This is a genomic window from Anaerosacchariphilus hominis (assembly GCF_014290175.1).
GTDB lineage: Bacteria > Bacillota > Clostridia > Lachnospirales > Lachnospiraceae > Laedolimicola > Laedolimicola hominis.
On sequence record NZ_JACOOR010000004.1, the window covers coordinates 307,058 to 322,760 of the forward strand.

Sequence of the window (15,703 nt, forward strand, 5' to 3'; positions counted from 1 at the left end):
ATTTTAAATGGATTTTGCAGTGTAACTGTGAAGGAACTGAACAGTTACACCATCTGAACTAAGAACATGTAGCAGAAGGTTCCTGCCGCAATGCTTAAAAGCACGTTCCGCTTCCAGAAATGTAAAAGCGCCGTCAGAAGCGTGGCCGCAAACTCAGGGATACCGTGGGTGGCGGAAAAGAGATCTGCGCCCTTCAGGCAATAGACCACCAGGGTCGCCATAATCGCCGGGGGCAGAATCGTGCCCAGGTAGTTGACCGCTTTCGGCATCTCCTTTTTCCCTCCGAAAAGCACAAAAGGAACGAGCCGGGTGATCAGTGTGCAGACAGCCGTCACCAGAATTATAACAAATGCTTGCGTCGCTGTCATGTATTTTCCACCTTTCCTTCCAGTCTTTTTTGCAATGCCATGAGAATTGTTACGGTGATAATCAGGGAAGGCAGGATAAAATTGTTGCCGCCGAAGATCTGAAGACAGATTACCGAGCTGATAAGACCGATGACTGCGGGCAGATGGCTCTTCGCTTCTCTCCATTGATCTACAAAGATGGTTACAAAGAGAGCCGTCATGGCGAAATCAATGCCGGTCATATCGAAGGGCAGAACCTGTCCCAGAGCCGCGCCCATCACAGAACCGCTGATCCAGTAAACCTGATCCAGCAGGGAAATCAGGAACATGACTTTCTTTTCATCGATTCCTTCCGGAACTTTTAAAGAACACAAAAGGGAATAGGTCTCATCCGTCAGGGAGAAAATCATATAAGGCCTGGCTTTCATGGCCTTGAATTTTTCGATGAAGGTCAGGCCGTAAAAAGCGTGGCGGCTGTTGATAAGTAAGGTCATCACGGCCACCACCGGAAGACTTGTCCCGGCGGTCAGAAAGCTTACCAGCACGAACTGGATGGAACCGGCGTAAACGATGGTGCTGATCAGAAGCGCCCACCAGAAGCTGTAACCGACTTCCTGAAGGAGCAGGCCGAAAGCCAGCCCCAGAAATAGATATCCCAGCATGACCGGGAGGGTTTTCAAAAATGCAAATTGAAAGGTCTTTTTCATTGGTCAAAATCCTGTATTATTTCAGATTTTTATCTCAGGAACCGGAAATCCGGATCACAGAGACTGCCCGGCTCAGAACCTGTTCCAGATCCAGGTCCAGCTGTCTGGAGTAATCCCGTTCCACCTCCTGGCAGATACGTTCACTGTCCCAGGAAGCCACATTTGCCCGGCTGTAATCCAGCAGCACGTACGCCGCAAAAAGACAGAGACAGACATAAAAGCGAATCCGCAGCCAGATTCGTCCGGACGGTTCCTCCGACGCCGGGGCCTGCCCCCGCTGCGCCAGAAGAAGCTGCCGGTACTGTCCACCCTGTCTTTCTGATTTTTTCATATTTGATTACCGCCTTTTATTTTATGGAAATTACTAAACAGTATGAAATCCGTTCTGGAATCAGAACTGCTTTTGCCTACCGGTTGGCAAGCTCTGCGGTAATATCCTCCCAGGTCACGCCCCGCTCTACCATCAGAACCATGGCGTGATACAGAAGATCCGACATCTCATACTTGATTTCCTCCGGATCCGGATTCTTAGCGGCGATAACCAGCTCGGTGGCTTCCTCTCCCACCTTCTTCAGGATTTTGTCGATACCCTTGTCGAAAAGGTAATTGGTGTAGGAGCCTTCCTTCGGATGTACCTTCCGGTCCGCAATGACTTTGTATACATCCTCGAATACCTTCAAGGGATTCGTATTCTTGTAGTCCGTCTTGGCGATCTCGTGGAAGAAGCAGGATTTATTGCCCGTATGACAGGCTGCTCCGGTCTGGGATACCTTTGCCAGAATCGTGTCGCAGTCGCAGTCTACCACCAGTTCCTTCACATACTGGAAGTGGCCGCTGGTCATTCCCTTGACCCAGAGCTCCTGACGGCTTCTGCTCCAGTAGGTCATTTTACCGGTCTGGGTGGTCTTGTTAAAGGCCTCCTCGTTCATATAAGCCACCATCAGCACTTCGTCCGTGCGGTAGTCCTGTACCACCACCGGAACCAGGCCGTCCGGTCCCAGCTTGAACTCGGACCATTCCATATTGCAGCTTAAGGGGCGGACCTTTTCCACGAAGGGAAGGATCTCATTCAGATAAATCAGCTCGCTTACATACTCCTCAATCAGAGCTGCCGGAGCGCTGACCACGTCGGAGCTGTCCACGCAGGCTGCGATCTTCTCTTTGCCGAAGCGCTTGGATGCCTCCTCGGTCAGATCGATATTTTCCTGCCGTCCATAATTTAAAATGGCCTTCTTACAGCCTGCATAGAGAATCTTCTTCACATCCTCCAGACGCCTGATTCTGCCTCCGGCCTTCACCGGTATCTCCACGGCGCGGCAGATTTCTTTTAAAGCGCCGATGGACAGATCATGATCCACGTCTCCGTCGGACAGATCAAAGACCAGAATCTCATCCGCTCCATTATCGCTGTAATAGCGTGCCAGAACAGCCGCATCCCTGTTCGCCTGCTCTCCCTGCACCTTTCCGGCCAGAAGCCGGATGACTGCCATATTCTTTTCACTCATATCAAAGACTTCCTTTCGTAGATAATACGTCTGTAATTCTCGGATCCTGTGTGGTCGCCATGTCGAGAGCCTTGGCAAAGGCCTTGAACATGCCCTCGATCATATGGTGGCTGTTGTTGCCGGACAGCATTTTGAAATGCAGGTTCATACCGGCGCTATAGGAAATGGCGTAGAAGAACTCCTTCACCATCTGGGTATCCATTTTTCCTACTTTTTCAGTAGGAAATTCCACATCAGACACATAATAGGGTCTTCCGGACAAATCCAGGGAGCACAGCACCAGGGCTTCGTCCATGGGAAGAATGCAGGTCCCGTAGCGTGCGATGCCCTTCTTGTCTCCCACTGCTTCCCGGATCACCTGTCCCAGCACGATGCCCGTATCCTCGATGGTATGATGACAGTCCACCTCCAGATCGCCCTTCACCTGACAGGTCAGATCAAAGAGTCCGTGTCTGGAAAAACCGTTCAGCATATGGTCGAAAAAACTGATGCCTGTGGAGATATCCCCTTTTCCGCTGCCGTCCAGATTCAGGGTGATGGCGATATCTGTTTCTTTCGTGATTCTGGAAAAACTTGCAATTCGTTCCATAGATTAGTCCTCCTTCTTCTCAAACCGTACGGCAATGGAGTTGGCATGGGCGGTCAGCTGCTCTGCTTTCGCAAAGGTCTCGATATCCTCATGCACGGCTTCCAAAGCTTCTCTGGAATAATAGACAATACTGGATTTCTTAATAAAATCGTCCACACTCAGCGGAGAGAAGAACTTCGCCGTACCATTGGTCGGCAGGATGTGGTTCGGTCCCGCAAAATAATCGCCCAACGGTTCGCTGGAATTTTCGCCGATGAAAATCGCGCCCGCGTTTTTGATCTTGGTCATTACCTGGAATGGATCCTTTGTAACGATTTCCAGATGCTCGCTGGCGATCTCGTTGGCCGCCGCAATGGCCTCGTCCAGATTCTCCGCGATCAGGATATATCCATAATTTTCCAGAGATTTCTCCAGAATCGCTTTTCTGGACAGCTTCTGCACAAAACCCTCGATCTCCACCTGTACCTGATCTGCCAGCTCCTTGCTGGTGGTTACCAGAATCGCGGAAGCCATCTCATCGTGCTCCGCCTGGGAAAGCAGATCAGCTGCCACATAGCGGGGATTCGCTGTCTCGTCGGCCAACACCAGAATCTCGCTGGGGCCTGCGATGGAATCAATGCTTACATAGCCATAGACAGCCTTTTTCGCCAGGGCCACATAGATATTGCCGGGTCCTACAATCTTGTCTACTTTCGGCACGCTTTCAGTACCGAAAGCCAGAGCCGCGATAGCCTGGGCTCCGCCTGCCTTGTAGATCTCGTCTACGCCAGCCTCGCAGGCTGCCACCAGGGTATTCGGTGACACCTTGCCGTCCTTTCCGGGCGGCGTGGTCATGACGATGCGCTCCACGCCTGCCACTTTGGCCGGCGCCACATTCATCAGAACGGAGGACGGATAGACCGCCTTGCCGCCGGGCACATAGACACCGCAGGAGGCAATAGGTCCGATTTTCTGACCCAGCAGGGTGCCGTCCGGCTTACTGTCAAACCAGCTGTAGCGGCGCTGCTTTTCATGGTAGCTGCGGATATTTACCAGAGCCTTCCTGATGACCTCCAGAAGCTTCGGATCCACCTCCCGGTAAGCCTCTTCGATTTCCTCTTTGTTGACGCGGATGGAGGAAGAGTCAAGCTTCGCCCCGTCGAACCGCTCCGTATAGGAAAACAGGGCCGCGTCTTTATTCTTTTTTACATCTTCGATGATGGCGTTGACCCGTTCGGTAAATTCCCCGTAATGGTTGGGGCTTCGCTTCAACAGCTCATCCAAGAGATTCTGTTTGCTGTTTTCATCCAATGTAACGACTTTCATTTCGATGACCTCCCAATGAGATGTCCGAACCGGCGGTTAAAAATCCAGACAATGGGAACCTCCGCGGCACAGACCAATATTGCAACGCCCAGATTGAACACAGGCTGGGACATTGGTATCCATTTTTTGAGAAAAAACATGCCTAACGAAACATAGTATACCACCAGAAAGGTGGCGTGTGTACACATAATCACCAGGGAATTCCGACCAAGCCAGCAAAGCACGCGGCTTACCGGAAGGGCTTTTACCAGGCTGACGATACCGGCGCAGCATAAAAATGCGTTCAGATAATGCACCGGATGCAGATAAAGATAATGTAAATCAAACACGGGCGACCGGAGCGCCAGCAGACTTCCGGGAAGCAGTAAAAACGTCAGCCAGCCTTTCGGAATCTTAGCCAGATACCAGCCCATCAGCAGAAATGGCAGGGCCAGAAGCCCTCTGAGCACCGTGATAAGCAGATCATAACCGAGATACCTGATGGGACTGCACTCCCAGGTCACATACTGATCAAGCCCAAGCCCGGCGGAAAGGACGTAAGCGCCAAGGGCCAGCAATAGAATCATCAGATTTCTCTGCCATTCCCGCATACCCTGAACCAGCGCAAACACAGCTCCCGCAATAAAATAGGCCGGTAAAAACCACAGGATATGCACGCCATAACCGGTAAAAGTATCTATATACTGTTTTGCGAGGACCGTCCCGGAAAGGGTCTCCGGATTTCGGATACTGGTGATCGTATTCATAGCCAGCAGCATCAGGGAAAAGGACAGATAAGGCGTCAGGACGCCCTGAATCCGGCTGCCGATGGTCTCAAAGGCCGACCGGCCAGTATCCCGCTTCAGATATGCTAGGATTCCGCCCACCACGAAAAACAGCGGCATATGAAAGGAAGAAATCCACTTCAGAGTGTCCTCCTGTATATATTCGATATGGCCCAGAATCACCAGAAAGATTCCGATGCCCTTCGCCATATCCAGATAGTCCAAACGCTTTTGCTGCATGCTTCCTCCGATTTAAAGTGCAGCCCTCAGATCTTGAATCAGCTTTGTTATCCGTTCTGATTCCATCTTCATGCTCACCTGATTAACCACCATGCGGGCAGACAGAGGCATTACCTCTTCCAGCACGCTGAGGCCATTTTCGCGGAGTGTGGAGCCGGTCTCCACGATATCCACGATCACATCAGACAGGCCCACGATGGGAGCCAGCTCGATGGAGCCGTTCAGCTTGATGATCTCCACGGTCTGATGCTTCTGATTATAAAAATAGTCCTTTGCGATATCCGGGTACTTGGTGGCTACGCGGATCTGCTCCTGATGGGTCAGCTTTTCTCTGACGGATTCCGGTCCGCAGACGCACATGCGGCATTTTCCGAAGCCCAGATCCAGCACCTCGTACATTTTCCGGCCCTCTTCCACCAGTGTGTCCTTGCCGACCACGCCGATGTCTGCCGCACCGTACTCCACATAAGTAGGTACGTCCGGTCCCTTTGCCAGGAAGAATTTCAGCCCCAGCTCCTCATTGACGAAGATCAGCTTCCGGCTGTCCGGATCCTTCATCTCTTCGCAGGTGATCCCCACCTTTTCCAGAAGCTCCAGAGTTTTTTTTGCCAGACGGCCCTTGGTCAGCGCAAAGGTCAGATAACGCTTGCTTTCTCCAGTGGCGTTCACCTTCTTCTCCGCGTCATTTCGAAGAGCCCGTTGTAGCTGATCCACCACGATAGCGAAACCGACCGCAGGCAGCTCCCGCCCGAAGTGGGACAGCAGATTGTCATAGCGTCCGCCCTTGGCAAGGGGCTCACCGTAGCCATAAGAATACGCATGGAAAATGATACCCGTATAGTAATTATACTTACTTAGCATACTCAGGTCAAAGGTAACATACTTTTCGTAGCCCTTTTCCTTCAGCCCCTTATAAATCTCCCGGAGCCGTTCCAGGGCTTCCAGGGCTTCGCTGTTATCCGTGAGGCTTTTTGCCTTCTGCAGCGCTTCCTCGCCGCCGGTCAGCGTCGCCATTTCCAGGAAGGTGTTGCGAAGCTTCTCGGAGATTTCGTAACCGGACAGGAGCTCCTCCGCGCCGAAGCGGTTCTTATCGGAAATGAGTCTTCTAAGGCTTTCTTCCGCCGCGTTTCCAATACCTGCCTCCCGAAGCAGGGCTTTAAAGAATTCCACCTGTCCCACGCTCACCTGAAATTCCCGAAGGCCTGCCTCCTGCAGGGCCTCGATGAGCACGGAAAGCAGCTCCACATCGGACTCCACGCTTCCGTCACCCATAAGCTCCGCGCCCATCTGGGTGGTCTCTTTTAAGCGGCCCTGATATTTGTCGTAGTTGATAAAAGTATTACCCATATAGCAGAGCCGGATGGGCGTCTCGTCATGGAAATACTTGGATACGGCCCGGGCAATGGACGGGGTCATATCCGGCCGAAGTACCAGGGTGTTGCCCTCTTTGTCGAAAAATTTATAGAGCTCCCGGGAGGGAACGGTACCGACCTCGCGGGAAAATACGTCGAAAAACTCGAAGGTGGGCGTCTCGATGCCCTGATAGCCACGGCCTGCCAGCACCCGGTATAAGAGCTGCTGCAATTCAAACTTCTGTACGAACTCATTGCCGTAAATGTCCCGGACGCCTTCCGGGGTATGTAAAAGCGGATTTTGATTTTTCATCCTAGGCTTCCTCCTGTACACTTTACTGATTTACCATTATAAAGTGTTTATTCTGATTCGTCAATCACTTTCTGTATTCCGTCCAGATAGGGAACCAGATAGCCTCCATGGGGTGTGAGCACGTAAGAGAGATCCAGTTCATCGTGGCGGAAGCTTTTCCGGCCGCCATCCTGCGCCCGCTCCCAGAATTCCTTCATCCTTCTATATGGCAGAAAATAAAGTTCATTTCTTTGGGAAAACAGGATAATCAGAAAGGACACGCCTTCCTGACGCTCAAAGTCCCCCATGAATTCCACCTGATGTGCGTGAATGTTCTGGAGGGGAAAGGTGTCGGTATCGCACTCCTTAGCGTCAAAGCACACAGGGATCCCCTGAACGGCTCCGATGTAATCCACAGTACTCTTCTGGTCAAAATAGGCCAGAGTAATGTGCCGGTGCTCCTTGTCGATCCTGATGGGTGTAATAGGGGTTGGCACTTTCTGAATCAGCGCCAGCCCCTGCTCCCTGTATTTTTCATTTGTACGGTTGATGAGGTCCTCCAGGGTAGAGCCCCGGAGACCTCTGGAATTCCAGGTTGCCATAAGTTCCTCTTTATTTGGTATGGGATTTCAGGATTCGCTGGAAAGAGTCGGGAAGCGGCGCGATAAAGTTTTTCTCAGAAAGGGGGGCAAGTACGCCCTCTATCCGGGGAAGCTCCAGACGATAGGCATGAAGCAGCTGATATTCCAGACCGAACTTCCTTTTGAATTCCTGATTTACTTTTGGATTGCCGTATTTGGGGTCGCCCACCAGCGGATGGCCGATGCTGGCCAGGTGGGCCCGTATCTGATGGGAACGGCCGGTGATCAGATTGATCTCCAGGTAAGTATAGGGCTTTCCCTGGATGGTCAGCTGCTTTAGGGGTACATATTCCGTGCAGATGGGAAGGGCGTCCCTCCTCTGTTCGGAAAAAATCTGTACCTGGTTGGTCTTTTCGTTTTTCAGAAGCCAGCCTTCTATGCGCTGTTTTCCCGTGATGGTTCCCAGGGCCACCGTGCGGTAAAACTTGTGCAGGCTTCGCACCCGGAACAGCTCATTCAGCTCCTGGAGTCCCCGAAGGCTCTTGCCTGCTGCCACCAGGCCGCTGGTATTGCGGTCCAGCCGGTTACAGATACCGGGCCGGAAGCTGCGCAGAGACACTTCCGTGGCCTCTCCCGTCTGAAGCAGATGTTCCGTCAGGTATTCCACCAGGGAAATATCAGAGGGCTTTGCTTTCTGGGACAAAAGTCCGGCGGGCTTATTGAACAGGAGCACATGGGAATCCTCGTAGAGAATGTCCGGCCGGAGCTTTTCGGGGAGCTTCTTCCTTGCTGCCGTATTTTTCGCTCCGGCAGTTTTGGGGCTGGAGAAGCCGTCGATGGTTTTGTCAGCCAGAAAAAGACGAATCTCGTCTCCCACTGCCAGCCGTTCCTTTCCATCGGCCTTTTTCCCGTTCAGGGTGATATTCTTTTTTCGAAGCATTTTATAAAAGAAGCTGGCAGGAGCCTGGTCCATATATTTGGCAAGCAGCTTGTCCAGACGCTGTCCGGCTTCATTTTCTCCTACTGTCAGAAGACGCATGAATTTCTTCCTTTCCGGATTTCAAAGATTTGTTCCGGCCGGTTACAGAGACAGGGCCAAAATCAGTTCCCGGATCAGTTGCTCCCGGTTCAGGGAGGGATAGCGGTCGTCCGGAGTAAAGGGGATGGCTTCCGGCTCCCGTCTGCCTAAGACGTCAGTCCGCTCCAGATAGGTTTTCAGGTCCGTGAATATATGGACATGAACGCCGGACAGGCCGTTTTCCTTCAAAACTTTTATGATATGGGATTCCAGAGCCCGCAGATCCAGCTCTTTGGACGGAGTGTATCCGGCGACCTCATTGCCCCGGATAACCAGGCTGGAAAGGGGATAATTCTTATCGTAGGTGGTCAGAACCAGCTCCCAGGCGTGGGTAAGTTCCTGAACGTGTAGGGCGATCTGTTCATGCAGATCCCGGGACAGGGAATGGCGGTTCCAGAACATGATCAGATTGACCGTTTCCTTGCAGGCAGGCAGGCAGCCCACCACAGCCACTACGGTGAACAGATTCATCCGAGTGTGGGAGGTACAGTATCCGATGGTGAAGATGGCCGCCGGCAGCAGGAACAGGATCAGTGTTTTGATAAGCTGGCTTCGTTTGTGGGCGTCGGTATAGCCATATTCGCCCTTGGGGATGGTATTTCCCATGAGAGGTTCTCCTTGTATTTTGTCTTGTATTTCACAGGGCAGTTTTATGTTTTATTTCAATGCCCGGATATTTTCCGGTGTCAGTTTCATCATAGGAACGTCCACGACGGCCGCGTCGCCGATGGTCGTATCCAGCCAGTCCTTCAGGACCGTTTCGTCGATCTCGGTTTCATCCTCGTCGCCCACCAGGTTCTGATAATAGACGTCCGGATCATCCTTCTGAAAAGCGGTTCCAAGAAGTCCGTAGACGTTTTCATCTTTATTATAGAGGTACAGGGTAAAGGGCTGGAAATCGCTGCTTTCCAGCGTGCCGGGATGATCGGACCAGTTTGCGCGGGCTACGCCGTTGTCGTAAAAGGTAACCGTCGGAAAGCCCATGAATTCCTCATGCACCGCGTCCAGTGCTTCCACAAAATCATAGACCAGAAAGGCCTGGCCGTCTGTGGAAGCGGTGATATAAGAAATCAGCAGCTCACTGCGGCCGTCTCCATCCACATCCAGCACGGCAAAGCGGTTCCGGGACAGATCAGAGCCGTCGTAATCCAGCTCCAGGCTGTTGGGAAACTGCTGATTATAATAGATATCCTCCAGCACCGAGCGGTAAGCGCTCTTTCCGGCCTCAGAAAGGGTGCTTGCGCCTGCGGCGATATCCTCCTTTGAGGCCTCTGTCTCGGAGGTTGCGGGAGTTACTTCTTCGGTATCTGAATTGCCTTTACAGCCTGCCGCCAGCACCATGGTGCCCAGCAATGCGGCCAGCCAGTATTTTTTCATGATGATCTCTCCTTTTTCTGTCAGAACATTCTGTCGCGGACGGATGGCCCGCTGAGTCAGAGACCGATCCGCCTGAGTTTCATTATACGCAAATCCCCCATACACTTCAAGCTTTCTTATAATTTTTCGATTTCTTACTTTCGGGCGATGATGTACCAGGTTTTGCTGTAATTTCCTTCGTTTTCCAGAAAATGATTGGCGCATTTTTCCACCCGGAAACCGTTCTTTTGGAGCAGCTCACAGACGGCCTTTTCATCATGAACGATTTCTTTGATATTCTCCTCGAACTGCTTCTCTCCGTTCTCATAGACGGTGGTTTGCAGATTGATCCGGCCGTCGGCATCGTGGGTCACCATGAACTGGGCCTTGACCGTCTCGCTGAAGTCCAGGTCGATGGGCTCCGCCATGGGAACCTCTTTTTCATTCAGAATATCGAAAATAAAGTAACCGCCCTCAGCCAGATAGGCGTATACGTTTGCAAAGATCCGGTCGATATCTTCCAGGCGCATGATATGATTCAGCGCGTCTCCGGTGCAGGTCACCAGATCAAACTGCTCTTTTGGACGGTAGGTGATCATATCTGCCACTTCGTAATGGAGCTTTGGGTTCCGCTCCATCGCGATCTGAATCATCCCTTCGGAAAAATCCATGCCGCTGGCCTCGATGCCCTCTCCGGCCAGAAGCTCACAGAGCACGCCCGTGCCGCAGGCCAGGTCCAGGCTTTTGCGGACGGTCACCTGATTTTGGCGCAGCCAGGTCAGAAGTTGTTCCCCGAAGGCCTCGGGAAAATAATTCCAGCCAAACTGGTTGTAGACTTTGCAGAATGCGGTGCTGTACATGGGAAACCTCCTTTGATTAATTTTTCCCTCCAATCCGATCCACCTTCACCGCCATAATAGCCCGGAACACGCCGTTGTCAAAATCACACTGGAAATAGCCGTCGTAGGTGTCGGCGATGTCCTGAAGGATCTGGCTGCCGTAGCCGTGACCGGTGCGGATGGGACGTTCCGCGTGCTTCCGGGAAGCAGGATTCTCCAGGCGGACCAGAAGGTAGCTGCCCCGGAGGGCACCGTGAAGGGTGAGGGAACGCTGCTCTTCCGGAAGCTCCCGGAGAGCCTCGATGGCATTATCCATGAGGTTGGAAAAGATACTGCAAAGATGCAGGGGATCGATCGGAAGCTTCCGGGGAATCAGAAGCTGATAGTCGGTCCGGATGCCAAGGGCCTGGCACTGCCGATCTTTTTCTGTCAGAATGGCATTGACCACCTGGTGCTGGCAATATTCCCGGATGCGGGTGTGATCGAGGGTTTGCTGGACGGAAGCGATATCCGCTTCGGCCGCGTCAGTGTCTCCTTTTTCCAGGAGCAGGCGAATCCGTGAAAGCTGTTGGTTCAGATCCGCGCGCATGGACAGAAGCTCGGCATGTTTCTGCTCCAGGGCTTCATTCTGTCGGCGCTCTGCTTCCTGGAGATACTGAAGTTCTGCCAGCTTCCGCTCCTGCCGTTTCTTTTGAAAGCCCCAGAAAAAAAGATAAATCAGGACCAGGTCTGCCAGCAGATTTAAAAGTATTGCCAGAGTGGTCAGGGCAGAAAGCCGATGATTCTGGTAAGCAGACAACAGCAGCATCTGACTGATGGGCAGGAGGGCCAGCAGAGCGTAAGTTTTCTTTGTCATGGAGTATCCTCCTTTTTCAGCTCCTGAAGCATCAACAGATAGTTCTGGTAATCGTGACGGAGCTTGGCGGTCTCCTGCTGGGTCTGCATCAGTTCCTCATAGTGATACTTTTCTCTCTGGTAAAGACGTTTCTGCAGACGTAAGGCTTCCTCCAGGCGACTCTGTTCCGCCGCTTCTTCCAACAGAAAGAACATTCCGGCGTCTGCCAGCATGCTGAGGAGAATGCCAAGAAGTACGGAAACCCGGATCTGTTCTATGGCATTTAGGTAAATCCGGATATAGTCGGTGAGCAGCAGGCCCTGGCCCAGAGGAAGGAGCAGACAGATCCATTGCAGTCTAGAATGGGTCCATTTCCACTGACGGCTTTCAAAGAGCTTCCACAGGTCATAATTGAAAACGCAGACCAACAGAGCCAGCGGAATCATAATCAGAGTTCCCAGAGCAATGATGGGAGAATCTATCGGCACAGGTTCCCCGGGCTGAATCACGGTATAAAGAAGCCGCATGGTGAAAAACTCCAAAAGACTTAAGGTAGCCAGCTGAAGCAATGCTGCCAGAAGCTTTTTCGGTAGAGAAGAGCCGAAAAAGAAACAGAGATAAAAGCCGAGGACAAGAAGCTGAAAAAGTGCCGGAAGGGTGGGATTATAATCGGCCTGATATACGGGCAGAAGTTTAAAGCAGCAGAATGCCACCCAGCAGGCGATGGTTCCCAGAAAGGTTACCTTCCTGGAAAACCGCCGTCCCAGACAGCCGGAGAAATACAACATGAGAAGAATGAAATCATAAAGGTATGCGGAAGTACTCAGAATCAAATTGGACATGGTCGTCAGATCCTTTCCGCCGCGTACGCGAAATAACGTTTCCGGGTCTCTTCATTTCTTGCCCGGCTGATGGGGATTCTGCGAACATCCGATTCGGAAGACCCGGAGCGTTCCATGGGATCCGAAAGCAGAATCTCTTTTCCCTGCAGTTCAGAGATGTATTCCATATTTACGATATAGCTCTTATGACAGTTCACAAAGCGGTCGTCCAGCTGTTCCATCATGGAAGTCAGGCGTTCGTTGCAGAAATACTCCCGGGACTTCAGTACCACGCGGGTCTTGTGCAGGCTGCTCTCCAGATACCAGATATCCCGGAAGGGAACGGCCAGGGTACTGCCCTGCCGGTGAATCAGAAGACGGCCGCTGTCCTTGCGCTCATCCCAGATCTTCTGTAGGTTCTTTTCCAGTTGCTCAGGCACGATGGGCTTCTTCAGGAATCCGCTGAGGTTGGTCCGGTTCAGGAAGATATCTTCCATATAGTTCATGCCATAGGCGGTCATATAAATGACCTTGGTGTAAGGGCTGGCCTCGTAAAGTCTGGCCGCATAGTCCAGTCCGTTTTCCTTCCGGTTCCAGTCGATGTCCATGAGAACTGCGTCGTAGGTTTGATCCTGCAGAGTATGGAGAAAGATTTCCGGGTCGGAATAACAGTACACGGTTCGGACAAGGGTAAACCGGGACAGCATTTTCTTCAATTGTTTCAGAATCTCTTCCTGATCGTCGCAAACAGCTATCTGCATTCCAGATATTTCCTCCAATCCAGTGGTTTTCCATCCAGCACGCACTCTTCCAGCGTGTCGCCGTCATAGCCCAGCTTCAGAGAAAAGAAAGGCTGGTTCTCTTTCAGAAGCCGGAAAAAGACCTTATCCCCGATCCAGAGCTCCAGATCGTCGATTTTGTCCATGGGCACCCATTCCAGTACGCCCTCCGGGCAGTTGTAGTCCAACTCGCCCTCCCAGCCGGTGGCGGTGTAAAGGCACATATACTGGGTCTCTACACCCTTCAGGGCAAAGGTCACCAGGCCCCGGAAACGGTAATCCGTGAGGGTAAGCGCAGTCTCCTCCCGTACCTCGCGGAGCAGACAGTCCTCCGGGCTTTCATAGGGAAGGGCGTGTCCGCCCACCCCGATCCATTTATCCTGGTTGACATCGTGCTTCTTTTTGACGCGGTGCATCATCAGAAGACAGTTGTCCTGTTCCAGATAACAAAGTGTAGTTAAAGTTCCGACTAATTGATCCATAAAAAACTCCCTGTGCAAAAATTTGTTTCATAATTATAGCACAGTAAATTTCAGGAATCCACCATTTTGCTTCAAAATTTGCAGCTTTTTACGCTTTTTTAACACTTGCAATGGACATAATGGAGATGTCCGGAAGAAATCAAAGGGAGAACAGCAGGGAACTGAGACTGGTCATAAGGCCCTGGGGCAAAATGCCGGATGCGGCGTGTACCAGTTTCATGCTGCAGCCGCAGACGGATACCGCCTTTCCTTTTTCCGCGTCAAAGAGGGCTTTCCGGACTACCTTTTCCGGCTTCTCCAGAAAGAGTTTTTTTACGGAATTCAGGGTAATGCCTCCTGTCTCGAAGAAAGGGGTGTCCACGGGACCCGGGCAGACGGCAGTAACCGAGATGCCGCGCGCGCGAAGCTCCTCCCTCAGGGCCCGGGACAGGGATAACACATAGGACTTACTGGCTGCATAGACAGCAAAGCCGGGCTGGGGAAGAAAGGCGGAGCCCGAATCCATCTGGATGATACGGCTTCCCTTCCGGAAATAAGGCAGACATACCATGGTAATGGCGGTCAGGGCTCTGCAGTTGATATCGAGCATGGAAAGGGCTTCTTCCACCGACTGGTTCTCCAGGCGGCCGGAGTGCCCCAGACCTGCGGAGTTCACCAGAATACGGATAAGGGGCTTTTCGTTTTTTAGAAGAAGCTCCAGCTCCTGAAAGGCTGTTTCTTCGCCCAGATCCAGGGGCAGAGTGCGGATCTGGGTATCTGTAATGCCGGACTTCAGGAGTTCATCCTTTAACTCCAGCAGAACCTGTTCCCGCCGGGCGATGACCCAGATCTGGGAAATGGATCGGTATCCGCCGGCTATCTGCCTGACAAACTCCCGGCCCATGCCGGAGGAGGCTCCGGTTACGATGGCGATGGAGGTCCTTTTCTTTGCTGCACTTTCCATAAGTATCCTTCCTTTCGGCTAAGAAAAGCTGGTTAAGAGATTCCGACTGAGAAATTCAGGCCAACAGATACCGGTCAATGGCCTCTGCACAGCCGTCATGGTCGCAGTCGCTGACACAGACATCGGCACTTTTTCGCACATGCTCCGCCGCATTGCCCATGGCGATGGAAAGGCCGGCGGCGCGAAGAACCGGGAGATCGTTGTCAGCGTCGCCCACGGCGATACTCTGTTCGGTAGAAAGCCCCAGATGCTCGCAAAGCTTTGCGAGTCCGCTGCCCTTGTCTACGCCTGCTGCAGTCAGCTCCAGGGAGGAGATCTCCGAGTAAGCCATGGTTACCGGGAACTGCTGCTGTTCTATCCATTTCCGGGTAAGCTCCCTGGCCTCCAGGCTCGGATGATAGAAGTTGAACTTTTCCACCGGGAAGGGATAGGCCAGATAATCTTCCAGAATCTGATCCAACGGAGTACAGATCCGCGCAAAGAGAGACTGATAGACGCCCATGCCGTAGTATTCCATCTGATGAAGCTGTCTGCTCCATACATAGGACTTCTGATCCAGCAGATGCACCATCAGGTCATTCTCCAGAGCATAACGAATAAAGGCTTCGATGAGCTCCGGCTGAATCCGGCGGGCGCAGATCTCCTTCTGCTCTTTCAAATCATAAACCAGGGCGCCGCTGGAACAGTCCAGATAACGGATGCCGGGAATCTGTGCAAGGTAGTCGGCCAGTTCCGGACGGCAGCGTCCGGTGGACAGGGCGATCTGCTTTCCGGCAGCAGCGGCCCGCTCCAGAGCGGCCCGGTTTCCCTCGGAAAGCTGTTTTTTGCTGTTTAACAGAGTACCGTCCATATCCAGGGCGATTAACTGATACTGATTCATAGCTGTGA

General features: G+C 52.3%; 19 protein-coding genes and 1 pseudogene. All 20 read right to left on the bottom strand.

The features are described 5' to 3' along the window. Nucleotides 1-44: 44 nt before the first annotated feature. Complete coding sequence (locus H8S44_RS08570; protein WP_186872121.1) at nucleotides 45-368, bottom strand: branched-chain amino acid transporter permease; 324 nt, start codon at nucleotides 366-368, stop codon at nucleotides 45-47. Then, the gene (locus tag H8S44_RS08575) at nucleotides 365-1,054 is read right to left on the bottom strand and encodes an AzlC family ABC transporter permease (RefSeq protein ID WP_186872122.1); all 690 of its coding nucleotides are present in this window, start codon (nucleotides 1,052-1,054) and stop codon (nucleotides 365-367) included. The genes H8S44_RS08570 and H8S44_RS08575 overlap by 4 nt, the downstream gene beginning before the upstream one ends. Nucleotides 1,055-1,088: 34 nt before the next feature. Beyond that, nucleotides 1,089-1,385: a hypothetical protein gene (locus H8S44_RS08580; protein WP_186872123.1), complete on the bottom strand. Its 297-nt coding sequence runs from the start codon at nucleotides 1,383-1,385 to the stop codon at nucleotides 1,089-1,091. 76 nt (nucleotides 1,386-1,461) lie between these two features. Beyond that, nucleotides 1,462-2,544: a bifunctional phosphoribosyl-AMP cyclohydrolase/phosphoribosyl-ATP diphosphatase HisIE gene (gene hisIE, locus H8S44_RS08585; RefSeq protein WP_408609380.1), complete on the bottom strand. Its 1,083-nt coding sequence runs from the start codon at nucleotides 2,542-2,544 to the stop codon at nucleotides 1,462-1,464. A gap of 16 nt (nucleotides 2,545-2,560) precedes the next feature. Continuing rightward, nucleotides 2,561-3,148 (bottom strand): imidazoleglycerol-phosphate dehydratase HisB, encoded by a 588-nt coding sequence (gene hisB / locus H8S44_RS08590; protein ID WP_186872125.1) that lies wholly within the window; start codon nucleotides 3,146-3,148, stop codon nucleotides 2,561-2,563. 3 nt (nucleotides 3,149-3,151) lie between these two features. After that, a complete protein-coding gene (gene hisD / locus H8S44_RS08595; RefSeq protein ID WP_186872126.1) occupies nucleotides 3,152-4,453 on the bottom strand; it encodes a histidinol dehydrogenase in 1,302 nt (433 codons plus the stop codon). Beyond that, nucleotides 4,450-5,457 carry an acyltransferase family protein gene (locus H8S44_RS08600; RefSeq protein ID WP_186872127.1) on the bottom strand — a complete coding sequence of 336 codons (1,008 nt, stop codon included), beginning with the start codon at nucleotides 5,455-5,457 and terminating at the stop codon, nucleotides 4,450-4,452. The genes hisD and H8S44_RS08600 overlap by 4 nt, the downstream gene beginning before the upstream one ends. A gap of 12 nt (nucleotides 5,458-5,469) precedes the next feature. Further along, entirely contained in the window at nucleotides 5,470-6,126 is a 657-nt protein-coding gene (hisG, locus tag H8S44_RS16860; protein ID WP_334297567.1) for an ATP phosphoribosyltransferase, read from the bottom strand. Nucleotides 6,127-6,156: 30 nt separating this feature from the next. Next, nucleotides 6,157-7,122 (bottom strand): annotated as a pseudogene (gene hisZ, locus H8S44_RS16865) (ATP phosphoribosyltransferase regulatory subunit); the annotation flags it as partial. 47 nt (nucleotides 7,123-7,169) lie between these two features. Then, on the bottom strand, nucleotides 7,170-7,703 hold the full coding sequence (locus tag H8S44_RS08610; RefSeq protein ID WP_186872129.1) for a Holliday junction resolvase RecU: 534 nt from the start codon (nucleotides 7,701-7,703) through the stop codon (nucleotides 7,170-7,172). A 10-nt stretch (nucleotides 7,704-7,713) separates the two neighbouring features. Continuing rightward, nucleotides 7,714-8,721, bottom strand: a complete 1,008-nt coding sequence (locus H8S44_RS08615; RefSeq protein ID WP_186872130.1) for an RluA family pseudouridine synthase — start codon at nucleotides 8,719-8,721, stop codon at nucleotides 7,714-7,716. Between the two features lie 42 nt (nucleotides 8,722-8,763). After that, nucleotides 8,764-9,366 (bottom strand): hypothetical protein, encoded by a 603-nt coding sequence (locus H8S44_RS08620; RefSeq protein WP_186872131.1) that lies wholly within the window; start codon nucleotides 9,364-9,366, stop codon nucleotides 8,764-8,766. 51 nt (nucleotides 9,367-9,417) lie between these two features. Then, nucleotides 9,418-10,137 carry a hypothetical protein gene (locus H8S44_RS08625; protein WP_186872132.1) on the bottom strand — a complete coding sequence of 240 codons (720 nt, stop codon included), beginning with the start codon at nucleotides 10,135-10,137 and terminating at the stop codon, nucleotides 9,418-9,420. 134 nt (nucleotides 10,138-10,271) lie between these two features. Beyond that, nucleotides 10,272-10,976, bottom strand: coding sequence for a class I SAM-dependent DNA methyltransferase (locus tag H8S44_RS08630; RefSeq protein ID WP_186872133.1), 705 nt, complete (start codon nucleotides 10,974-10,976; stop codon nucleotides 10,272-10,274). 16 nt (nucleotides 10,977-10,992) lie between these two features. Then, a complete protein-coding gene (locus H8S44_RS08635) occupies nucleotides 10,993-11,811 on the bottom strand; it encodes an ATP-binding protein (protein WP_186872134.1) in 819 nt (272 codons plus the stop codon). Next, on the bottom strand, nucleotides 11,808-12,632 hold the full coding sequence (locus tag H8S44_RS08640; RefSeq protein ID WP_186872135.1) for a hypothetical protein: 825 nt from the start codon (nucleotides 12,630-12,632) through the stop codon (nucleotides 11,808-11,810). The genes H8S44_RS08635 and H8S44_RS08640 overlap by 4 nt, the downstream gene beginning before the upstream one ends. Nucleotides 12,633-12,637: 5 nt before the next feature. Beyond that, complete coding sequence (locus H8S44_RS08645; RefSeq protein ID WP_186872136.1) at nucleotides 12,638-13,372, bottom strand: LytR/AlgR family response regulator transcription factor; 735 nt, start codon at nucleotides 13,370-13,372, stop codon at nucleotides 12,638-12,640. Continuing rightward, complete coding sequence (locus tag H8S44_RS08650) at nucleotides 13,363-13,872, bottom strand: NUDIX hydrolase (protein WP_186872137.1); 510 nt, start codon at nucleotides 13,870-13,872, stop codon at nucleotides 13,363-13,365. Before H8S44_RS08650 ends, H8S44_RS08645 begins: the two co-directional genes overlap by 10 nt. Nucleotides 13,873-14,011: 139 nt before the next feature. Further along, nucleotides 14,012-14,815 carry an SDR family NAD(P)-dependent oxidoreductase gene (locus H8S44_RS08655; RefSeq protein ID WP_186872138.1) on the bottom strand — a complete coding sequence of 268 codons (804 nt, stop codon included), beginning with the start codon at nucleotides 14,813-14,815 and terminating at the stop codon, nucleotides 14,012-14,014. 55 nt (nucleotides 14,816-14,870) lie between these two features. Further along, on the bottom strand, nucleotides 14,871-15,695 hold the full coding sequence (locus tag H8S44_RS08660; RefSeq protein ID WP_186872139.1) for a Cof-type HAD-IIB family hydrolase: 825 nt from the start codon (nucleotides 15,693-15,695) through the stop codon (nucleotides 14,871-14,873). Between the last annotated feature and the right edge of the window lie 8 nt (nucleotides 15,696-15,703).